Here is a 15937-nt window from a genome sequence, read left to right on the forward strand (position 1 = left end):
ATATCCATGGCAAAAGATGCAACACCGAGCGTCGTGAAGCCCTATATCCCGGCCGATGCGAAGCTGCCCGAGATGACCTTCCGCGCGCTGTTCATGGGCGTCATCCTGGGGATGGTCTTTGGCGCCTCCTCGCTGTACCTGGTGCTGAAAGTGGGCCTGACCGTCAGCGCCTCGATTCCCGTCGCCGTGATCGCCATCACGCTGTTCGGCCTGGCCAAGAAGGTGGGCGGCAAGGATTCGTCGATCCTTGAAAACAGCATCACGCAAACGGCTGGTTCGGCCGGCGAGTCGCTGGCCTTCGGCCTGGGCGTGACCATGCCCGCCATCCTGATCCTCGGCTTCGACCTGGAAATTTCGAGAGTCATGCTGGTCGGTATCCTCGGCGGCCTGCTGGGCATCCTGATGATGATCCCCATGCGCCGCACCATGATCGTCGACCAGCACAAGGAACTCAAATTCCCCGAAGGCACGGCTTGCGCCGAGGTGCTGAAGGCGGCCGCCACGGAAGAATCGCGCATCGCCGCCGGCGAAAGCATCGAGAAGGATTCGGCCGCCGCGCTGGACGCCAAGCGCCGCGCCAAGATCATCTTCGGCGGTTTCGCCGTCGGCTTGCTGTACAAGGTATTCAATATTTCGTTCAAGGGCTGGAAGGACACGCCGGGTGTGGAATTTGCCGCGCCGCTGAAGGGCGGCTCCATCGGCGCCGAGATTTCCCCTGAATTGCTGGGCGTGGGCTACATCATCGGCCCGCGCATCGCCGCCACCATGGCGGCCGGCGGCGTGCTGTCGTATTTGCTGCTGATCCCGATGATCAAGTTCTTCGGCGACAGCCTGACTACCGTGCTCTCGCCGGGCACCAAGTTGATCAGCGAAATGGGCGCCGACGACGTGCGCAGCGCCTATGTGCTGTACATCGGCGCGGGCGCCGTAGCCGCCGGCGGCCTGATTTCGCTGGTGCGCGCCATGCCCATGATCTGGCGCAGCCTGTCGGCCGGCCTGAAAGGCATCGGCAAGGGCGTCAAGAACAATTCCACCCTGCGCACCGACCAGGATATCCCGCTGAAATGGGTCATCATCGGCTGCCTGGCCATCATCGCCGTGATCACCTTCGCCACGCCGCTGCACATGAATTTCCTCGGCGCGCTGCTGATCCTCGTCTTCGGCTTCCTGTTCGCCACCGTGTCCTCGCGCCTGACGGGCGAAATCGGCTCTTCGTCGAACCCGATCTCCGGCATGGCCGTGGCCACCTTGCTGTTTACTTGCCTGATCTTCCTGATCATGGGCTGGACGGGCGGGCGTTACTATGTGACCGCCTTGTCGGTGGGCGCCATCGTCTGCATCGCCGCCAGCAATGCGGGCACCACGTCGCAGGATTTGAAAACCGGCTACCTGGTGGGCGCCACGCCGCGCCTGCAGCAATACGCGATCCTGGCCGGCGCCTTGTCGTCGGCCCTGATCCTCGGTCCTATTTTGCTGAAGCTGAACGAGGCGAGCACCGTCTACGTGCCGGCCGCGCAAGTGGCGCCGAGCCTGACGGTCGACGCGTCGAAGCTGACGGTGACGGGCGAGCTGCATGGCCCGCAAGCCGATACGGACCACAACACGTATAAAGTCTGGCAAAAGACCGATACCGTGGGCGGCCCTGCCGGCAAATATTTTGTCAAGGAAGATGGCCAGCTGGCCTACCTGGTCGATCCGGGCATCAATGGCCATTACAGCAAGCGTCCCGACGGCTCGGAAGTGAAGAAATACGATGCGCCGAAGGCCGTGCTGATGTCCTACATCATCAAGGGCATCCTCGACCAGCAACTGCCGTGGACCCTGGTGCTGTTCGGCGTGATGATCGCCGTGGTGCTGGAAATGGCCGGCATCCCGTCGCTGGCGTTTTCGGTGGGCGTGTACCTGCCGCTGTCATCCACCTTGCCGATCTTCGTCGGCGGCCTGGTGCGCTGGCTGGCGGACCGCCGCAACAACAAGCTGGAACACAACGCCACATTGAACGAGGAAGAGCGCCAGCTGGCGGGTGACCGCAGTTCGGGCGTGCTGCTGGCGTCCGGTTACATCGCCGGCGGCGCGCTGGCAGGCATCATCATCGCCATTACGGCCGGCGTGCTGACGCACTTCGACCAGATGATGGCCGACTGGGCCGAGCACGGCAACCCGTTCTATGCGGGCTTGCATTCGGACGCGCTGTCGCTGCTGCCGTACGCGCTCATCATCGTGCTGCTGTATATCGTGGCGCGCGAGAAGAAAGCATCGCAGGCGTAGAACGCCATCCATCCGCATTTTCAGCAAAGAACGCCCGGGTGATACCGGGCGTTTTTTTGCGCGCCGCAGGCCTGTACAGGTATTTTGTTGTAAAAATGAAATCAAATAGCGTCAGATGGTGTATTGTTATTGCTATTTAAAATACAACAAACTGGAGTTATGCTTATGTCCCCACTGCGATGCCGAAACAAGTTGCACGGTTTGATCCACGTTGCCTTGCTGGCGGCCTGTCCGGTCCTGCATGCGGCGCCGTTTCCCGTCGAGGCCATGTTTGAAGCGGAATCCGCGGCGCCGGCCGGCCCTTGGGCGCAAGAGTACCTTGGCAGCAACGTGGTGTCCGGCGGCGGCTATTTATCCACGCCAGCGGACCTGGTGCGCGCCGATACGCCAGGTGCGGCAGCGGAGTTATCGTACACCGTGGCCGTACCCCGTGACGGCACGTATACGATCTGGCTGCGCGTGCTGGCACCGGCGGCGAATGCCGCATCGCTGTACCTGGCGCTTGACAATGGCGCCTATGCCAGCGTCTCCGTGCCGTTTGCCGCTGGCCAGGCGGCGGCATGGACCTGGGTGCCCGTCACCCGCTGGCTGGCCGCCGGTGAACGCGAACTGAAGCTCAAGTACCGGGAAGGGGGCGTGGGGATCGATTGCCTGCTGGTGACGGCGCTCGCCGGTTTTGTGCCGCAAGGTTATGGCGTGTACCCGTTGCCCACGGTGCTGCCGCCCGCTGGCGTCCATCCGCGCCTGTTTGCCAGGGGGGGGGGGACCTGGCCGCGATACGCAGCCGTTTCGAGTCGGACGCGCAGGAGATGGTTCCGCACCGCGCTGTCCTGACTGCGGCTATCCAGGCGCCGGCCGTGGTCGCGCTGCAGCCGCTGCCCGTGTTCGTACCCGGCGGTCCCGCCATGACCAACCACCAGATCGATGTCGTGAGCAGGATCAAGGCGAAGGCGCTGCACTTTCTCCTGTACGAACGCAGTGGCCAGCCGGCGCAGGCGCAGCGGGGCAAGGAAGCCGTGCAAATGCTGCTCGACTACCTGGCCGCCGTGCGCTTTTCGCCCGGTTACAACTATCCGAACGACAAAGGCGAGATCATCCTGGCCAGCGCCATGGTGTATGACTGGTGCTTCAATCTGATGAGCGTGCAGCAGCGCGCCTATGTCGTCACGCGCTTTACGCAGATTGCCGCGACGATGGAAATCGGCTTTCCGCCGTCGCGGCAAGGTGCCGTCGTGGGCCATGGCAGCGACAACCAGCTGCTGCGTGACCAGCTATCGGCCGCCATCGCCTTTTATGACGAGGCTCCCCTGGTCTACAACATCGTTGCCGGACGCTTCTTTGCCGACTATATCGCGCCGCGAAACTACGCCTACGCCTCGCAAGCCCATCACCAGGGCGCATCCTACGGCAAAGTACGCTTTCTGTCGGACATGTACGCCGCATGGATATTCCGGCGCATGGGAGCCGCTCCCGTGTTCGATCCCGTGCAGCAGATGACGCCGTATCACTGGCTGTATGCGCGCCGCCCCGACGGGCAATGGATGCGCGATGGCGATGTCTACCATTCGGCGTATAGCAACAGCACCGAATACTGGGGCGAACCGCTGGCCTACATGCTGCCCGCCACCTATTACAATAATGCCACGTTAAAACATGAGTATCTGAGACAGCCGGTCAACTTTATCCATGCCAAGGACAGCATCTGGCCTGTCCTGCTTGGCAATACGGGCATGGGCAGCACGCCCAGCCCGGCCACCTTGCCATTGACCAAGTATTTCCCTGATCCTGCCGGCCTGATGATAGCCCGCACGGGCTGGACCGATGGTGAGCGAATTCAGGTGCAGTCAGACAATGTCGTGGCGACGCTGAAGCTCGGAGGCGACTGGTTCGGCAATCACGAGCATTACGACGCCGGGCATTTCCAGATTTATTACAAGGGCGGCCTGGCCATCGATTCGGGCATTTATAGCGGCAGGGATGTTGCCGATCCCAGCATTCCTCTGGAATATGGCAGCGCGCATGACATGAACTATCACAAGCGCAGCATCGCGCACAACACGATGCTGGTCTATGATCCCAACGAGAGTTTTGACGGCTATGCGAATGACGGCGGCCAGCGTTTTCCGGGCGAGGAACCGCAAACCCTGGCGGAACTGGCCAACGGCTACAAGGTGGCCACGGTCCTGCGCCAGCAGCAGGTCGGCGGTGTGGCGGGGGCGCCCGACTTCAGCTACATCAAGGGCGACCTGACGGCCGCGTACAGCAGCAAGGTGCGCCAGTTCCAGAGATCATTCGTGTTCTTGAACCTCAAGAACACAGACCACCCGGCCGCCCTGATTGTGTTTGACAAGGTCAGCGCCAGCGACGCCGGGTTCAGGAAGACCTGGCTGCTGCACAGCCAAGCCGAACCGGAAATCAGCGGCGACACGGTGGTTATCCAGCGCACAGAATGGGACTACAACAGCAGCTACCAGTACAACGGCAAGCTGATCAACCGCACCTTGCTGCCGGCGAATGCCGTGCTGGCCAAGGTGGGCGGCAGCGGCAATGAATTCAGCGTCGGTGGGACGAATTATCCGATTCAGCCTGAAGCCGAGTATTCGACCGAGGAAGCTGGCGCGTGGCGGCTGGAAGTGTCGCCACCGGCTGCCAACGAAACGGACCTTTTCCTGAACGTGATGCAGGTGATGGATGCCAGCAGCGCGCTGCCCGCACTGCCCACGACGGCCATCGATTCGGCCCTGCTGGCCGGCGTGAAAATCAAGGACCGCGTGGTGCTGTTTTCCAAGAGCGGCCTGTCGCTGGGGGAGACTATCACCGTCGAGCTGCCGGCACAAAGCGCGTCCATGCAGGTGCTGGTGACGGATTTGCAGGCGGGAAGCTGGACGGTGAGCAAGCGCGGCATGGGCGGCCCCATCGAGGATGAGGTGAGTGCCGATGGTGGCACCTTGTACTTTGTCGCCAGTGGCGGCGGTGTGTACGATCTGCAGCGCAGCGGCAACAGTGGCCGGCGTGCAGCAGCCTCACCGGCCTTGCCGTAAAGGGGCGGTTGAGATGGGCCGCGCCGCCAGCTGCGCCGCGCTGGCGTAGATCGTCACGTGCTCGGACGCCAGCCGGCCCAGGTGCTCGAAGAAGGCCTGCGCCGGAATGGCCCACGACGCCGCATCGCCCACCTGCCCGTTCACGCGCAGGCCGGCAGCATCGAATTCGCGCGCAAAATAATCGCGCAGGTCGCCGCGACCCGGATGGTCGATGCGGCGCTGCGCGACTGCCGCATCGAAAGGGCGCACGGGCACGTCCCAGTGCCTGCCTGCGTGGTCCAGGCAAGCCAGCAGCTTTGTATCGTCTTCCCACACGGGCACGGGAAAGGCGTCGCCCATGGCGTCTTCCAGCGCATGATAGAACGTTACCGGCCCCATGGAAATACCCAGACCCAGCACCTTCGCCTGCTCGCAGCCGATGAAGCGCTGCCAGGGTGAGCCCATGCCGAAGATCGAGGGTGCACGGTGGTGCGCCTCGGTGAGGTCGGCGGCATGGCGGCCCCACGCGGACACGGAGTGAGTCGGGTGGATGCTGCGCCGGACACCGGCGCTGGCGAGGAAGGCTTCCGGCAGGCGCCCCATGTGCGTGCTGTGGCGGTGCGGGTCGAACACATAGTCTTTCATCTCACAGGTGGCGCGCACGGTGCCGCCGGGCAGATAGTAGGTGGGCAGCAGCAGGGTGCCTTGCGGGCCGACGGCGTCCTGCAGGGCGCCGATCACCGCTTGCGCGCCGCCTTCCACGTAGCCCAGGCTTTTCAGCGAAGAATGGATGAACAGCGTGTCTCCCTGCACGATGCCCAGCCGCGCCAGGCCGGCGGCCAATCCGGCGCGCGTCACGTGGGGGGTGCTGTGGCGCATGTGCCGGGCGCTGCCGGCGCGGCGCCACGCTTCCAGCGCGGCCCTGGCGGCGTCTTTGGCCCGCTCAAGCATCGCCGGCTTCCCGTGCCAGTTCCAGTTCCAGCAGGTTCGCATCGATGCAGAACTTGGCAGCCCAGTTCAGGTACGCCCAGGCGCCGTAGTCGCCATCGATGGGAAACGAGCCCTTGACGCCGCCGCGTGCGTGCGCGGGACCGTCAATGCTGATCGAGCGCCGCACGTAACGGTTAAGGCGGCGCCCCGCGTCGAGGTAGCGCCGCTCGCCGGTGAGCCGATACAACAGGAACAGACAATGCGCATTTTGTACGGAACCCGTGAGGCAGGCGTAATCGGCGCCAGGCTGGAAGTCCGGGCAGAGGCGGCCCGCCAGGTAGCCATCGGCCGCCACGGCGTTGGCGATGCCCGTGGCGGTGCGCACGGCAGCGTCCAGCAGGTCGGCGCGCCCCGCAAAGCGGTGCGCTTCAAGCAGGCCGCGCAAGGCGTAGCCGATGGTGTGGGTCAAAGGCAGCAGCGGGTTGTCCAGGCAGTTGGAGGCGAACCAGCCGTTGGGGCGCTGCTTGCTCAGCGCCCAGTCGACCTGACGCAAGCCGGCGGCGCCATAACCGTGGCCCGGCGCGATGCGGTCCGCTTCGAACAGGCCCCAGGCCACATGCGTCTCGTAGGCCTTGTCGCCGGGGCCGGCGAACGGCGTCGGATGCCGGCGCCAGCAGCCGTCGGCATCCTGGCTGTCGCGCAGCCACCTTGCCGCGCGCTGCATGGCATCCTGGTAGGCCGCGCCGTACGCCTCCACCCCGGCGGCCAGGCCAAGCAGGATCTGGCCCGTGTTGAAGGTAACGGGCACGCGTGGCAGCGAATCGATCTTCCCGCCCTGGAAAGCGCCTTGCGGGAACTGGATGGCCACGCACCAGTCGAGCATGCGCCGCGCCCGTTCGTGCAGCGCGGCGTCGCCCGTGCGCTGCGCCAGGGCGATGATGGTGGGGATGATGTAGCCGGTGGTCTCCGGGTAGGAGCTCGACCAGCCTGTCAGCAGGCTGTAGTCGCGCGCGACGCCGCCGTCGTGTGAGCTGGAATGGTCCTGCGCCGCGCATAGCCAGGCGGTGCAGGCCTTGACGACGGCGTGCGGGCCAGGATCAACGGCGGGCAGGCCGCGCCGGTCCGACAACCGCTCCATGCGTGCCGCCGCCGGCAGGCTCGCTGGCGGCGCCAGAGTGTTCCTGATCTTCTTGAGCAAGGTACGCATGGCAGTAATGGCTGGTGGTGGGCTCAGGCTACTGTAGCGCCGGCAGCGGGCAGGGCTATTGACTTGCCGCAAGGATCAGTCCTCGCATCGCTGCCACCGGAATTGACGCATAATGGATACTCTCCCAACGTCGACGAGGCCCGCCATGAACAGCGTCACGCTTGAATACACAGTCGTCACCAATCCCGACTCCTTTGTCGGCTTCAAGTACTACGTCAAGGCGGGGCAGGCATTCGATGCCGATGATTTTGCCTATTCCTACAAGCTCAATAGGTCCGACCTGGACCCGGACAGCGTGCTGGCCACCCGCGAGGCGGCGGCCAGCCTGCAACCGGGCGAGTGGCTGACGGTGTCGCATTCGATTGCGGCGTAGCCGGCAGCCCTATGCTGGCGCAAACCAGGCGCGCAGTTCATCCTCGGCGCGTTGCGCCGCCGCCGGCGTCAAGGTCAGCACGATGATCTTTTCCTGTGCCGGGCGATGCCCATCGCCGTCGGCCAGCTCGATGGCTTGTTCGAAACTCGTGTAGTCGTGGCCGAATTCACGCGGGCATTGCTGCACGATGCGCGCCGCCTTGCCGGCGTTGCGGTCGGTCAGGTTGACGATGGGATTGCCGTCATAAAACGGATGGCCATTTGCAAACGTGGTGCGCAGATACGGCGCGCATTGGCCATCGAGGAAGGCCAGGCGCGCCTGCCAATACGCTTGCAGCGCCGCGTACACGGCATGATCCTCGAGAAAGTCGGCAAACAGGAAGTCTTCCATGCTGTCCTTTCCGGCTAGATGCCGAACACTTTCAACAGGGCGTCCGTGAAACCCTCGAACCAGCTGCCCACCTTGCCCGGCTGCTTGCCGTGGCGCGGGGTTTCCTCGTACAGGTAGACGCCGTTGTCGCCGTCGAAGCGGTCGTTGAGCAAGGCTTGCTGGCCGCGCAGGTAGGGGATGAAGGTTTCGCTGCGCATCGTCGAGTACAGCACGTCGGTGGTAAAACCCAGGGTGGCGGACTGACTGATGGCGCGGCCCTGGCCGGCCCGCTCCTGGCGCACGCCGCGGCAGCCGCGCACGATCAGCGTGACGGGGCCGCGAAAGACGATGAAGCGCAGCTGCAGGGTGAGCCAGGCATGCAGGCTGCCCAGGCGCCAGTGGCTCGATATCGCCAGCGGCTGGTTCGCGTCGCAGACCAATCCCACCAGTCCCCGTGGCTGGAATATCAATGCGCTGCCGGCTGGCAGGTGGACCACGGCGATCTCCAGCAGCGGGTCGTCGCTGGCGGAAATCGTCACGGATGCAGTCACGTCGCTGTGCAGCCGCGTCAGCACCACCATGCCGGCTGCCAGGCTCGTAAATGGAAAGCGCCAGTCCAGCAGCCACTGCGTGCGCTTGGTGCTGCTGACGGGCGACGATTGCAGGTATTCGGGGTGGATCAGCATCTGCTGGCCCGGCTGCAGCAGCAATGCCTGCGAGACGGCGGAAATGCGCGATGCGCCCTGCGGCGGCAGGGGCAGGGAGCTGCCCGCCAGTTGCAGCTCGCGTGCGATGGACAGCGGCGGCAAACGCGAAGCCAGTGGCGCCAGCACGAAGTAAAAGAAGGCCTTGATGGCGACGGGCAGAAGGATGGCCGACAGCACCAGCAGGGCGGCCGCAGGGCCGTAGCGCGCGAACAGCTCGCGCAGTGCGCGCCACCAGTTGTCGCGCAGCTGTCCTTCCATCGACGCCATGGCGTGGACCAGATCCTGCAGGCGCGAGTCGATGCGTGCCTGGTCGACCTGGAAGGGCGCCACGCTGCCGGCGCCGGCAGCGGCCAGGCGCTGGCGCTGCGCCATGTAGCGCTGGTAGGCCAGCGCGTTGGCCTCGCGCAGGCGCGCTTCCTCTGCCTGCAGCGCGGCCATTGCCGCGTGCGGCGCCGTGCCGGGGAGGCGTGCTTGCAGCGGGTGTGCTTGTGTCAATTCCTGTTGCTTGGCCAGGTTGCCGGAGAGCGCCTGGTAGGCCTGCCGGTGTTCGTCGTGCAGGCGCAGCAGCGCCTGGCGGGCGCTTTCATTGCCGATGGCGATACGCAGCGACTGCAGATAGGCGCGTTCCTGCAGCAGCAGTTCGATGCGGATGTGCTGCTCGGCCTGCCTTGCGACGGCGTTGCCGAGATCCTTGCTGGTGGGCAATGCCAAGGTGACGGACCACGCCGTTGCCGTTTGCCGCAGCGCAAGCAGCGCCGCGTCGATATGCGCGATGCGGGCGGCGATGGCCTGGTCGGACGCCTGGCGCAGCGCGTCGACGCGCGCCTGCGTTTCTCCGCTCAGTGTTGCCTGGCGGGCGCCGGCCAGGCTTGCCGCATCGCGCAACATGCCAAGCCTGGCCACTCCATCCTGAAATTGCCGTGCCTGCTCCAGCAGCGCATGACCGGCCGCAAGGATGGCAACGAATAGCAGGAATTGCAGGACATGGCGGCTGATGAAGCGCAGCAGGGAAGCGAGAAGGAGGCGCAATGGTCGGCTAAATAAGACTGGCGGTGGCGGCCGCAATGGCCCTCGATGCGTATCGGCCAGCAGGGCCGTCCGATACGCGCCGCCTGATTTTACCGCACCGCCGTCACGGCAGTGCAGTTCGATCAGCCGCGGTGGATCATCGCTTCATTCACGGCCTGGACGACCTGGTTCAGGTATTCGCGGTTCTTGGTCATGAGGGCGCGTGTTTCACCGGCAGAAGTTGCCAGCAGCACATGGTAGACGGGCTTGATCAGGAACAGGATGGCGAGACCGAGGCCCAGCAGTATCAGGCCAAACATGAAGCTGGAGCCAACCATGACACCGAGGCCAACCAGTGCAAGGATGATGCCAAGCGCGCGCGGCGGTTTTTTCTCAAACGGCTTGACCGATGTCACATTGCTCATGGCATAGGTCTGGCCACCGCTGACAAAACGGGCATTGGTGACCTTGACATCGCCTTGCTCAAAAAAAGTGCGCTCTTCCATGGGATTCCTGTATGGTAAAAATGATTAATATTGTTGCATTTCAACAATCTTTTCACTATACACAGTTGTTCATTGCCAATACTCACACATTGTCACAATTCGTCCATATGGAACATCGGCGCAGAATACTTTTACGCGCCATCGCTATCGGCACAGCATTTCTTGTACTTCTTGCCGCTGCCGCAGTGGCACGGGTCGTTGCGGCCCGTTTTGGGTATCTCGCGCAAGACGGTGGCGCCGGACTGGCTTTGCGCCTGGCTTTTCAGGTGGCGCTGGCGCGCCCAGGCGGCGTTGATGGCGATGACGGCGGGAATCACGCCATCCATGGCCGTTTCGGCCGCATCATCATCGAGTTCGCTGGCCGTGGCCAGGTGCTGGAACGGCGCCAGGTATTGCGGGTGGCTGACGGCCAGGGCCGCCCACTGGGGCTTGTCCAGGCTGGTGCCAAGCAGGAAGCCTGCACACCAGGCGGTCACGCTCCATTCGGGGCCGCAGACGTAGATGGGCTCGAAGCTGTCCGGATCCTTCGCCAGCCATTCGACCATGTAAGCGTGATGGCGCTGCGCCAGGCTGGCCGCCCGTTCGCTGGCTTCGTCGTGTGCCGGCGTGGCGCTGCCGGCCGCCTTGTCCCAGACCCACGGCAGCCATTGTTCCGGCGTGATCTGTTTCGGGCTCAGGGCGACGGCCGTGAGGAAGCCTTCCAGCATGGACACGTCCATGGCGGCGCCGGCCAGGGCAGGCGCCGCCAGCAGGGTGTCGAGTTCGGCGTATTCGTCGTCGGAGAGAGGCGAGGTGGTGGAGATGCTGGACATGGGATTCTTTGTGTAAGTTGGTCGATGGCCGCTGGCCCTGGCCGTATTGTACCGCCCGGCAAGGGGAAAGCCGGCGCCGGAATGAAAAACGGCGGCCCGCAGGCCGCCGTCTTTATCCAAGGCAGAACGCTTACTTCACGCCGTGCATCAGTTTGTTGATCAGCGGTGCGATCAGGAACAGGATCACGCCGGCGCCCAGCAGGGACCAGAAGCCAAAGGTGTAGCCGGACAGGGCCGACTGCACCGACATGCCGCTCGTGCCGCTGACGTGGCTGGCGAAGATACCCGACAGGTTGTTGCCGATACCGGTCGACAGGAACCAGCCGCCCATGCCCAGGCCAACCAGGCGCACTGGCGCCAGCTTGGTCACCATCGACAGGCCGATAGGCGACAGGCACAGCTCGCCTATCGATTGCAGCACGTACACGGTGGTCAGGGTCCAGAACGGGATCTTGTTATCGGCGCCAACCAGGCTCGACAGAGCGAAGATCAGCAAGCCGAAGGCCAATGCATTGCCCAACAAGCCCAGGCCGAATTTGCGCGGGATCGAAGGGTTGACGTTGTGGCGTGCCAGGTAGACCCAGACGGCGGCGATCAGAGGCGCAAAGACGATGATGGCAACCGAGTTGACGGTCTGGAAGTAGGCGGTCGGGAAGATCCAGAAGCCCAGGTCGCGGTTGACGATCTTGTCAGCCAGGAAGGTAAACGAGCTGCCAGCCTGTTCGAAGAACATCCAGAACAGGATGTTGAAGACAAAGATCAGCAGCATGGCGATGACGCGGTCGCGCGCCACTTTGCCGTTGCGGATACCTTCGATCATCAGCATGAAGGCCAGGCCGATGAACAGCACGGTCAGGACGATTTGCAGCTTTTCAGCGCCGACGGTCAGCAGGAAGTACATCAGCGGGATCACGCACAGGCAGCCCAGGGCGACCCAGACGACGCGCATCGGGTTGCCGGCGCCGGCTTCCGGTGCGCCGATGCCCTTCAGGGCGCGGCGGCCGATGAAGAACCATACCAGGCTGATCAGCATGCCGAAACCGGACGCCATGAAGACCATCTTGTACGAAGGCATGGCGCTGGTGCCGAAGATCGACTCGGCCAGCCACTGGGTGAAGACGGGCGCGACCATGGCGCCCATGTTGATACCCATGTAGAAGATCGTGAAACCGCTGTCGCGGCGCGGATCGGCTGTCGTGTACAGCTTGCCGACCATGGTCGAAATGTTCGGTTTGAACATGCCGTTACCGACGATCATCGTGGCCAGGCCCAGGTTGAAGATGTCCTGGTTCGGCACCGAGATGCAGAACAGGCCGGCTGCCATGAAGACGGCGCCCAGCAGAATCGAGCGCTGGTAACCGATGACCCGGTCGGCGATGTAACCGCCGAACAGGGCGCCGGCGTACACCAGCGCGAGGAAGGAACCGTAGGTCAGGTTGGCCGCTGCCTGTCCCGAACCGTCGCCAGCATGAAACTGGGCCACGATGTACAGGACCAGCGCCCAGCGAACTCCGTAGAACGCGAAGCGTTCCCAGAATTCAGTCATGAACAACATCCACAATGGGCTTGGATGGCCCATAATCTGCTTGAACTCGGGAATAACGGCTTCCTTGTTGGGCGTAGTCGCACCGCTCATGCGGTTCCTCCTGAAAAATTATTATAGTCAATCGATACAACGAACTTATGGAAGCCTGCGGGCGGCGGGGACTCTCATGAAGAACCTCACGCACGGGAATTCCAATAGGCAGGCATTCTAATCTACAAATTGCGCTGAGCGAAGGTTTCCATTCGCATTAGCAAGAATGACTGTTTCATATTAATCAAACCGGTTTGCAGGCAAGGGCGGCCCGGGCGATTTTGCGGCGGCACAGCACAACTTGTCCGACTTGTCGTATATTAAGGTTGCAAGACCTTCGAGCATCGATTTTTAAAGGAATTTTTCGCATTATGGAACACGACGTTATCGATACTCTGGTTTCACCGGAAGGCCGCCTGGACGTGCTCTCCAAGACTGAAGTCAACAAACTGCTCGACACCAGCCAGGGCGGCCTGTACAACACCTTCCGCCGCTGCGCGCTGGCGGTCTTGAATTGCGGCAGCACCATCGACGATGGCCGCGCCTTGCTGGAGCGCTACCAATCGTTTGAAATCTCCATCATCCAGCGCGAGCGCGGCATCAAGCTCGACATCAAGGGCGCGCCGGCAATCGCCTTTGTCGATGGCAAGATGATCAAGGGCATCCACGAGCACCTGTTTGCCGTGCTGCGCGACATCATCTTCGTCAGCGATGAAGTCACGGGCAACCCGAAATTCGACCTGCAGAGCACGGAAGGCGTGACGGACGCCGTCTTCCACATCCTGCGCAACGCGAACGTGCTGCAAACCCAGCTCAATCCGAACCTCGTTGTGTGCTGGGGCGGCCATTCGATCAACCGCGCCGAATACAATTATTCGAAGGAAGTGGGCTACCAGCTGGGCTTGCGCGGCCTCGACATCTGCACCGGTTGCGGCCCGGGGGCCATGAAGGGCCCCATGAAGGGCGCCACCATCGGCCACGCCAAGCAGCGCCTGCACAATGGCCGCTACCTGGGCATCACCGAGCCGGGCATCATCGCCGCCGAATCGCCGAACCCCATCGTCAATGACCTCGTCATCATGCCGGACATCGAAAAACGCCTGGAAGCGTTCGTGCGCGCCGGTCACGGCATCGTCGTGTTTCCCGGCGGCGCTGGCACGGCCGAAGAGATTTTGTACATCCTCGGCATCCTGCTGCACCCGGACAATGCCGAGATTCCCTTCCCGCTGATTTTCACGGGACCGGAAACCTCGCGCGAGTATTTCGTGCAGATCAATCAGTTCATCAGCGACACCCTGGGTCCGGACGCGCAGCAGCGCTATAAAATCATCATTGACGACCCGGAACTGGTGGCGCGCGAAATGCTCGAAGGCATACGCCAGGTGCGCGAATTCCGCAAGGCGCACAGCGACGCGTATTACTTCAATTGGCTGCTGAAGATCGACCACGAATTCCAGAAGCCGTTCCAGCCCACGCATGAAAACATGCGCAACCTGAGCCTGCACAAGAACCAGCCCACGCACTTGCTGGCAGCCCAGCTGCGCCGCGCGTTTTCCGGCGTGGTGGCGGGCAACGTCAAGGACGACGGCATCCGTTCGATCGAAGAGCACGGCAACTTTGAGATCCATGGCGACAAATCCATCGCCGGCCCCATGGATGCGCTGCTGGCTTCCTTCGTGGCGCAGCACCGGATGAAACTGGCGGGTACGGCGTATGTGCCTTGCTACACAGTGGTCCAGTAAACAGTCTTGACACCATCGCGCCGCCCCCTCCGCGTTTGCCGGGGGAGGGTGGCGCTTTTCACATTTGGCCCCCAGCATGTGCTTTCGCTACCACAAGTAATCAAATCGCTTGCGTCATCGATGTGTGGGTGCTATCTTTGGAACCGGTTCCAAAATAAAAACATGAACGTCAACAGGTAGTGGAGAGCAACCTTGGATTCAGTACGCGGCAATAAAAAAACAGTCTCCGGCGAGCCGGCCCGGCCCGTGACCATCGCCCAGGTGGCGCGCGAGGCGGGTGTGTCGAAGACCAGCGTGTCGCGCTTTCTCGGCGGTGAACTGGACGCTTTGTCCGAGAACATCCGCCAGCAGATCGACAGCACCATCGCGCGCCTCGGCTACCAGCCGAACCAGATGGCGCGCGGCCTCAAGCGCGGACGCACGCGCCTGATCGGCATGGTCGTGGCCGACATGCTCAATCCCTACACGGTGGCGGTGCTGCAAGGCGTGGAAGCGGCCTGCCAGCAGCATGGCTATACCCTGATTTTATGTAATACCGGCAATGACGAACAGCGCGAACGCCAGTCGCTGGCCGCGCTGCGCTCGTACAGCGTGGAAGGGCTGATCGTCAATACGCAGGGGCGCAACATCGAATCGTCCGACTTGCAGCAGGCGGGCATGCCCATCGTGCTGGTCGACCGCCGCATCGAGGGCGCCGATTTCGACCTGGTGGGCCTGGACAATGTGCAGGCGGGCCGCCTGGCAACCCAACACTTGATCGAGCAGGGTTTCGACGCCATCGCCTTCGTCGCACCGCCATTGACGGGCGTCAGCTCGCGCCTGATGCGTGCCGACGGTTTTCAGTCAGTGATGGCGGAGCATCCGGGCTGCGTGGGCGAAGTGCTGGCGGTGGACCTGGACGACCGGCCTTCCATCGACGCGCAGGTGCGGCAATGCCTGGCGCAGTGGCGCGGCCGCCGCGTGGCGCTGCTGGCCTCGAATGGCATGGTGGCGCTGGAACTGGCGCTGATGCTGCAGCGCCTCGAACTACGTATGCCGCAGGACGTGGGCTTGCTGGGCTTTGACGAATTGCCGTGGTCGCCACTGGCGGGCCTGAGCACGATCGAGCAGCAGACCTATGAAATCGGCTTTTCGGCGATGACGTGCATGTTGTCGCGTTTGCAGGGCGAGCAGTGCCCGCCGCGCGAGGTGCTGTTGCCAGGTAAGTTGATTGTACGCAATTCCACCCAGCGAGGAATTGCGGGCAAGGGCGGTGATTGACGGGGGAGAGGGCGTTGCCCTTTTTTTTGGGTAAGTTATGGAACCGGTTTCATAGAGTGTGTTCACGCTGGAAAGGGGTGTGGATAGTCAGGCAAGGCAATGGCAGGAGTTTGGCATGAGGTTGAAGCGACACGGCAAGAGACGAAGTAAATCGTCCAT

Annotated in this window: 13 protein-coding genes; 6 read left to right on the forward strand and 7 right to left on the reverse strand. The window is 63.0% G+C overall.

The genetic code is table 11. From position 1 onward, the window contains the following. Positions 1-6: 6 nt before the first annotated feature. The 3 genes from ACP7EG_RS05505 to hepB all read left to right on the forward strand — a co-directional run bounded on the left by ACP7EG_RS05505 (position 7) and on the right by hepB (position 5309). Positions 7-2268 carry an OPT family oligopeptide transporter gene (locus ACP7EG_RS05505; RefSeq protein WP_426086765.1) on the forward strand — a complete coding sequence of 754 codons (2262 nt, stop codon included), beginning with the start codon at positions 7-9 and terminating at the stop codon, positions 2266-2268. 165 nt (positions 2269-2433) lie between these two features. Continuing rightward, the gene (locus tag ACP7EG_RS05510) at positions 2434-3102 is read left to right on the forward strand and encodes a hypothetical protein (protein WP_426086766.1); all 669 of its coding nucleotides are present in this window, start codon (positions 2434-2436) and stop codon (positions 3100-3102) included. Continuing rightward, a complete protein-coding gene (gene hepB / locus ACP7EG_RS05515; RefSeq protein ID WP_426086767.1) occupies positions 3078-5309 on the forward strand; it encodes a heparin/heparin-sulfate lyase HepB in 2232 nt (743 codons plus the stop codon). Before ACP7EG_RS05510 ends, hepB begins: the two co-directional genes overlap by 25 nt. Here the strand turns inward: hepB and ACP7EG_RS05520 are convergent. Both ACP7EG_RS05520 and ACP7EG_RS05525 read right to left on the reverse strand, forming a co-directional pair. Continuing rightward, complete coding sequence (locus ACP7EG_RS05520) at positions 5292-6239, reverse strand: AAC(3) family N-acetyltransferase (RefSeq protein ID WP_426086769.1); 948 nt, start codon at positions 6237-6239, stop codon at positions 5292-5294. The genes hepB and ACP7EG_RS05520 overlap by 18 nt on opposite strands. After that, positions 6232-7425, reverse strand: coding sequence for a hypothetical protein (locus tag ACP7EG_RS05525; protein WP_426086770.1), 1194 nt, complete (start codon positions 7423-7425; stop codon positions 6232-6234). Before ACP7EG_RS05525 ends, ACP7EG_RS05520 begins: the two co-directional genes overlap by 8 nt. A 145-nt stretch (positions 7426-7570) precedes the next feature. On the opposite strand from ACP7EG_RS05525, the gene ACP7EG_RS05530 reads away from it, so the two are divergent. Then, on the forward strand, positions 7571-7798 hold the full coding sequence (locus ACP7EG_RS05530) for a hypothetical protein (protein WP_426086771.1): 228 nt from the start codon (positions 7571-7573) through the stop codon (positions 7796-7798). Positions 7799-7807: 9 nt separating this feature from the next. Here ACP7EG_RS05530 and ACP7EG_RS05535 read toward each other — a convergent pair whose 3' ends face one another. From ACP7EG_RS05535 to ACP7EG_RS05555, 5 genes are all read right to left on the reverse strand, one after another. Beyond that, a complete protein-coding gene (locus ACP7EG_RS05535) occupies positions 7808-8188 on the reverse strand; it encodes a hypothetical protein (protein WP_426086772.1) in 381 nt (126 codons plus the stop codon). 14 nt (positions 8189-8202) lie between these two features. Next, positions 8203-9903 carry a hypothetical protein gene (locus ACP7EG_RS05540; protein ID WP_426086773.1) on the reverse strand — a complete coding sequence of 567 codons (1701 nt, stop codon included), beginning with the start codon at positions 9901-9903 and terminating at the stop codon, positions 8203-8205. A 122-nt stretch (positions 9904-10025) separates the two neighbouring features. Beyond that, on the reverse strand, positions 10026-10388 hold the full coding sequence (locus tag ACP7EG_RS05545; protein ID WP_096235830.1) for a DUF6232 family protein: 363 nt from the start codon (positions 10386-10388) through the stop codon (positions 10026-10028). Between the two features lie 131 nt (positions 10389-10519). Next, the gene (locus ACP7EG_RS05550; RefSeq protein WP_426086774.1) at positions 10520-11200 is read right to left on the reverse strand and encodes a UPF0149 family protein; all 681 of its coding nucleotides are present in this window, start codon (positions 11198-11200) and stop codon (positions 10520-10522) included. A 130-nt stretch (positions 11201-11330) separates the two neighbouring features. Further along, a complete protein-coding gene (locus ACP7EG_RS05555) occupies positions 11331-12836 on the reverse strand; it encodes a peptide MFS transporter (RefSeq protein ID WP_099763427.1) in 1506 nt (501 codons plus the stop codon). Positions 12837-13147: 311 nt separating this feature from the next. On the opposite strand from ACP7EG_RS05555, the gene ppnN reads away from it, so the two are divergent. Both ppnN and ACP7EG_RS05565 read left to right on the forward strand, forming a co-directional pair. Next, positions 13148-14518, forward strand: a complete 1371-nt coding sequence (gene ppnN / locus ACP7EG_RS05560) for a nucleotide 5'-monophosphate nucleosidase PpnN (protein ID WP_426086775.1) — start codon at positions 13148-13150, stop codon at positions 14516-14518. A 192-nt stretch (positions 14519-14710) separates the two neighbouring features. Further along, positions 14711-15778: a LacI family DNA-binding transcriptional regulator gene (locus ACP7EG_RS05565; RefSeq protein WP_426086776.1), complete on the forward strand. Its 1068-nt coding sequence runs from the start codon at positions 14711-14713 to the stop codon at positions 15776-15778. Positions 15779-15937: the final 159 nt, after the last annotated feature.

This window comes from Janthinobacterium sp. PSPC1-1 (assembly GCF_049897625.1).
GTDB lineage: Bacteria > Pseudomonadota > Gammaproteobacteria > Burkholderiales > Burkholderiaceae_D > Janthinobacterium > Janthinobacterium tructae.

Coding starts and splice junctions, on each gene's coding strand:
- ACP7EG_RS05505 (WP_426086765.1), top strand. CDS start 7: ATGGCAAAAGATGCAACACCGAGCGTCGTGAAGCCCTATATCCCGGCC.
- ACP7EG_RS05510 (WP_426086766.1), top strand. CDS start 2,434: ATGTCCCCACTGCGATGCCGAAACAAGTTGCACGGTTTGATCCACGTT.
- hepB (WP_426086767.1), top strand. CDS start 3,078: ATGGTTCCGCACCGCGCTGTCCTGACTGCGGCTATCCAGGCGCCGGCC.
- ACP7EG_RS05520 (WP_426086769.1), bottom strand. CDS start 6,239: ATGCTTGAGCGGGCCAAAGACGCCGCCAGGGCCGCGCTGGAAGCGTGG.
- ACP7EG_RS05525 (WP_426086770.1), bottom strand. CDS start 7,425: ATGCGTACCTTGCTCAAGAAGATCAGGAACACTCTGGCGCCGCCAGCG.
- ACP7EG_RS05530 (WP_426086771.1), top strand. CDS start 7,571: ATGAACAGCGTCACGCTTGAATACACAGTCGTCACCAATCCCGACTCC.
- ACP7EG_RS05535 (WP_426086772.1), bottom strand. CDS start 8,188: ATGGAAGACTTCCTGTTTGCCGACTTTCTCGAGGATCATGCCGTGTAC.
- ACP7EG_RS05545 (WP_096235830.1), bottom strand. CDS start 10,388: ATGGAAGAGCGCACTTTTTTTGAGCAAGGCGATGTCAAGGTCACCAAT.
- ACP7EG_RS05550 (WP_426086774.1), bottom strand. CDS start 11,200: ATGTCCAGCATCTCCACCACCTCGCCTCTCTCCGACGACGAATACGCC.
- ACP7EG_RS05555 (WP_099763427.1), bottom strand. CDS start 12,836: ATGAGCGGTGCGACTACGCCCAACAAGGAAGCCGTTATTCCCGAGTTC.
- ppnN (WP_426086775.1), top strand. CDS start 13,148: ATGGAACACGACGTTATCGATACTCTGGTTTCACCGGAAGGCCGCCTG.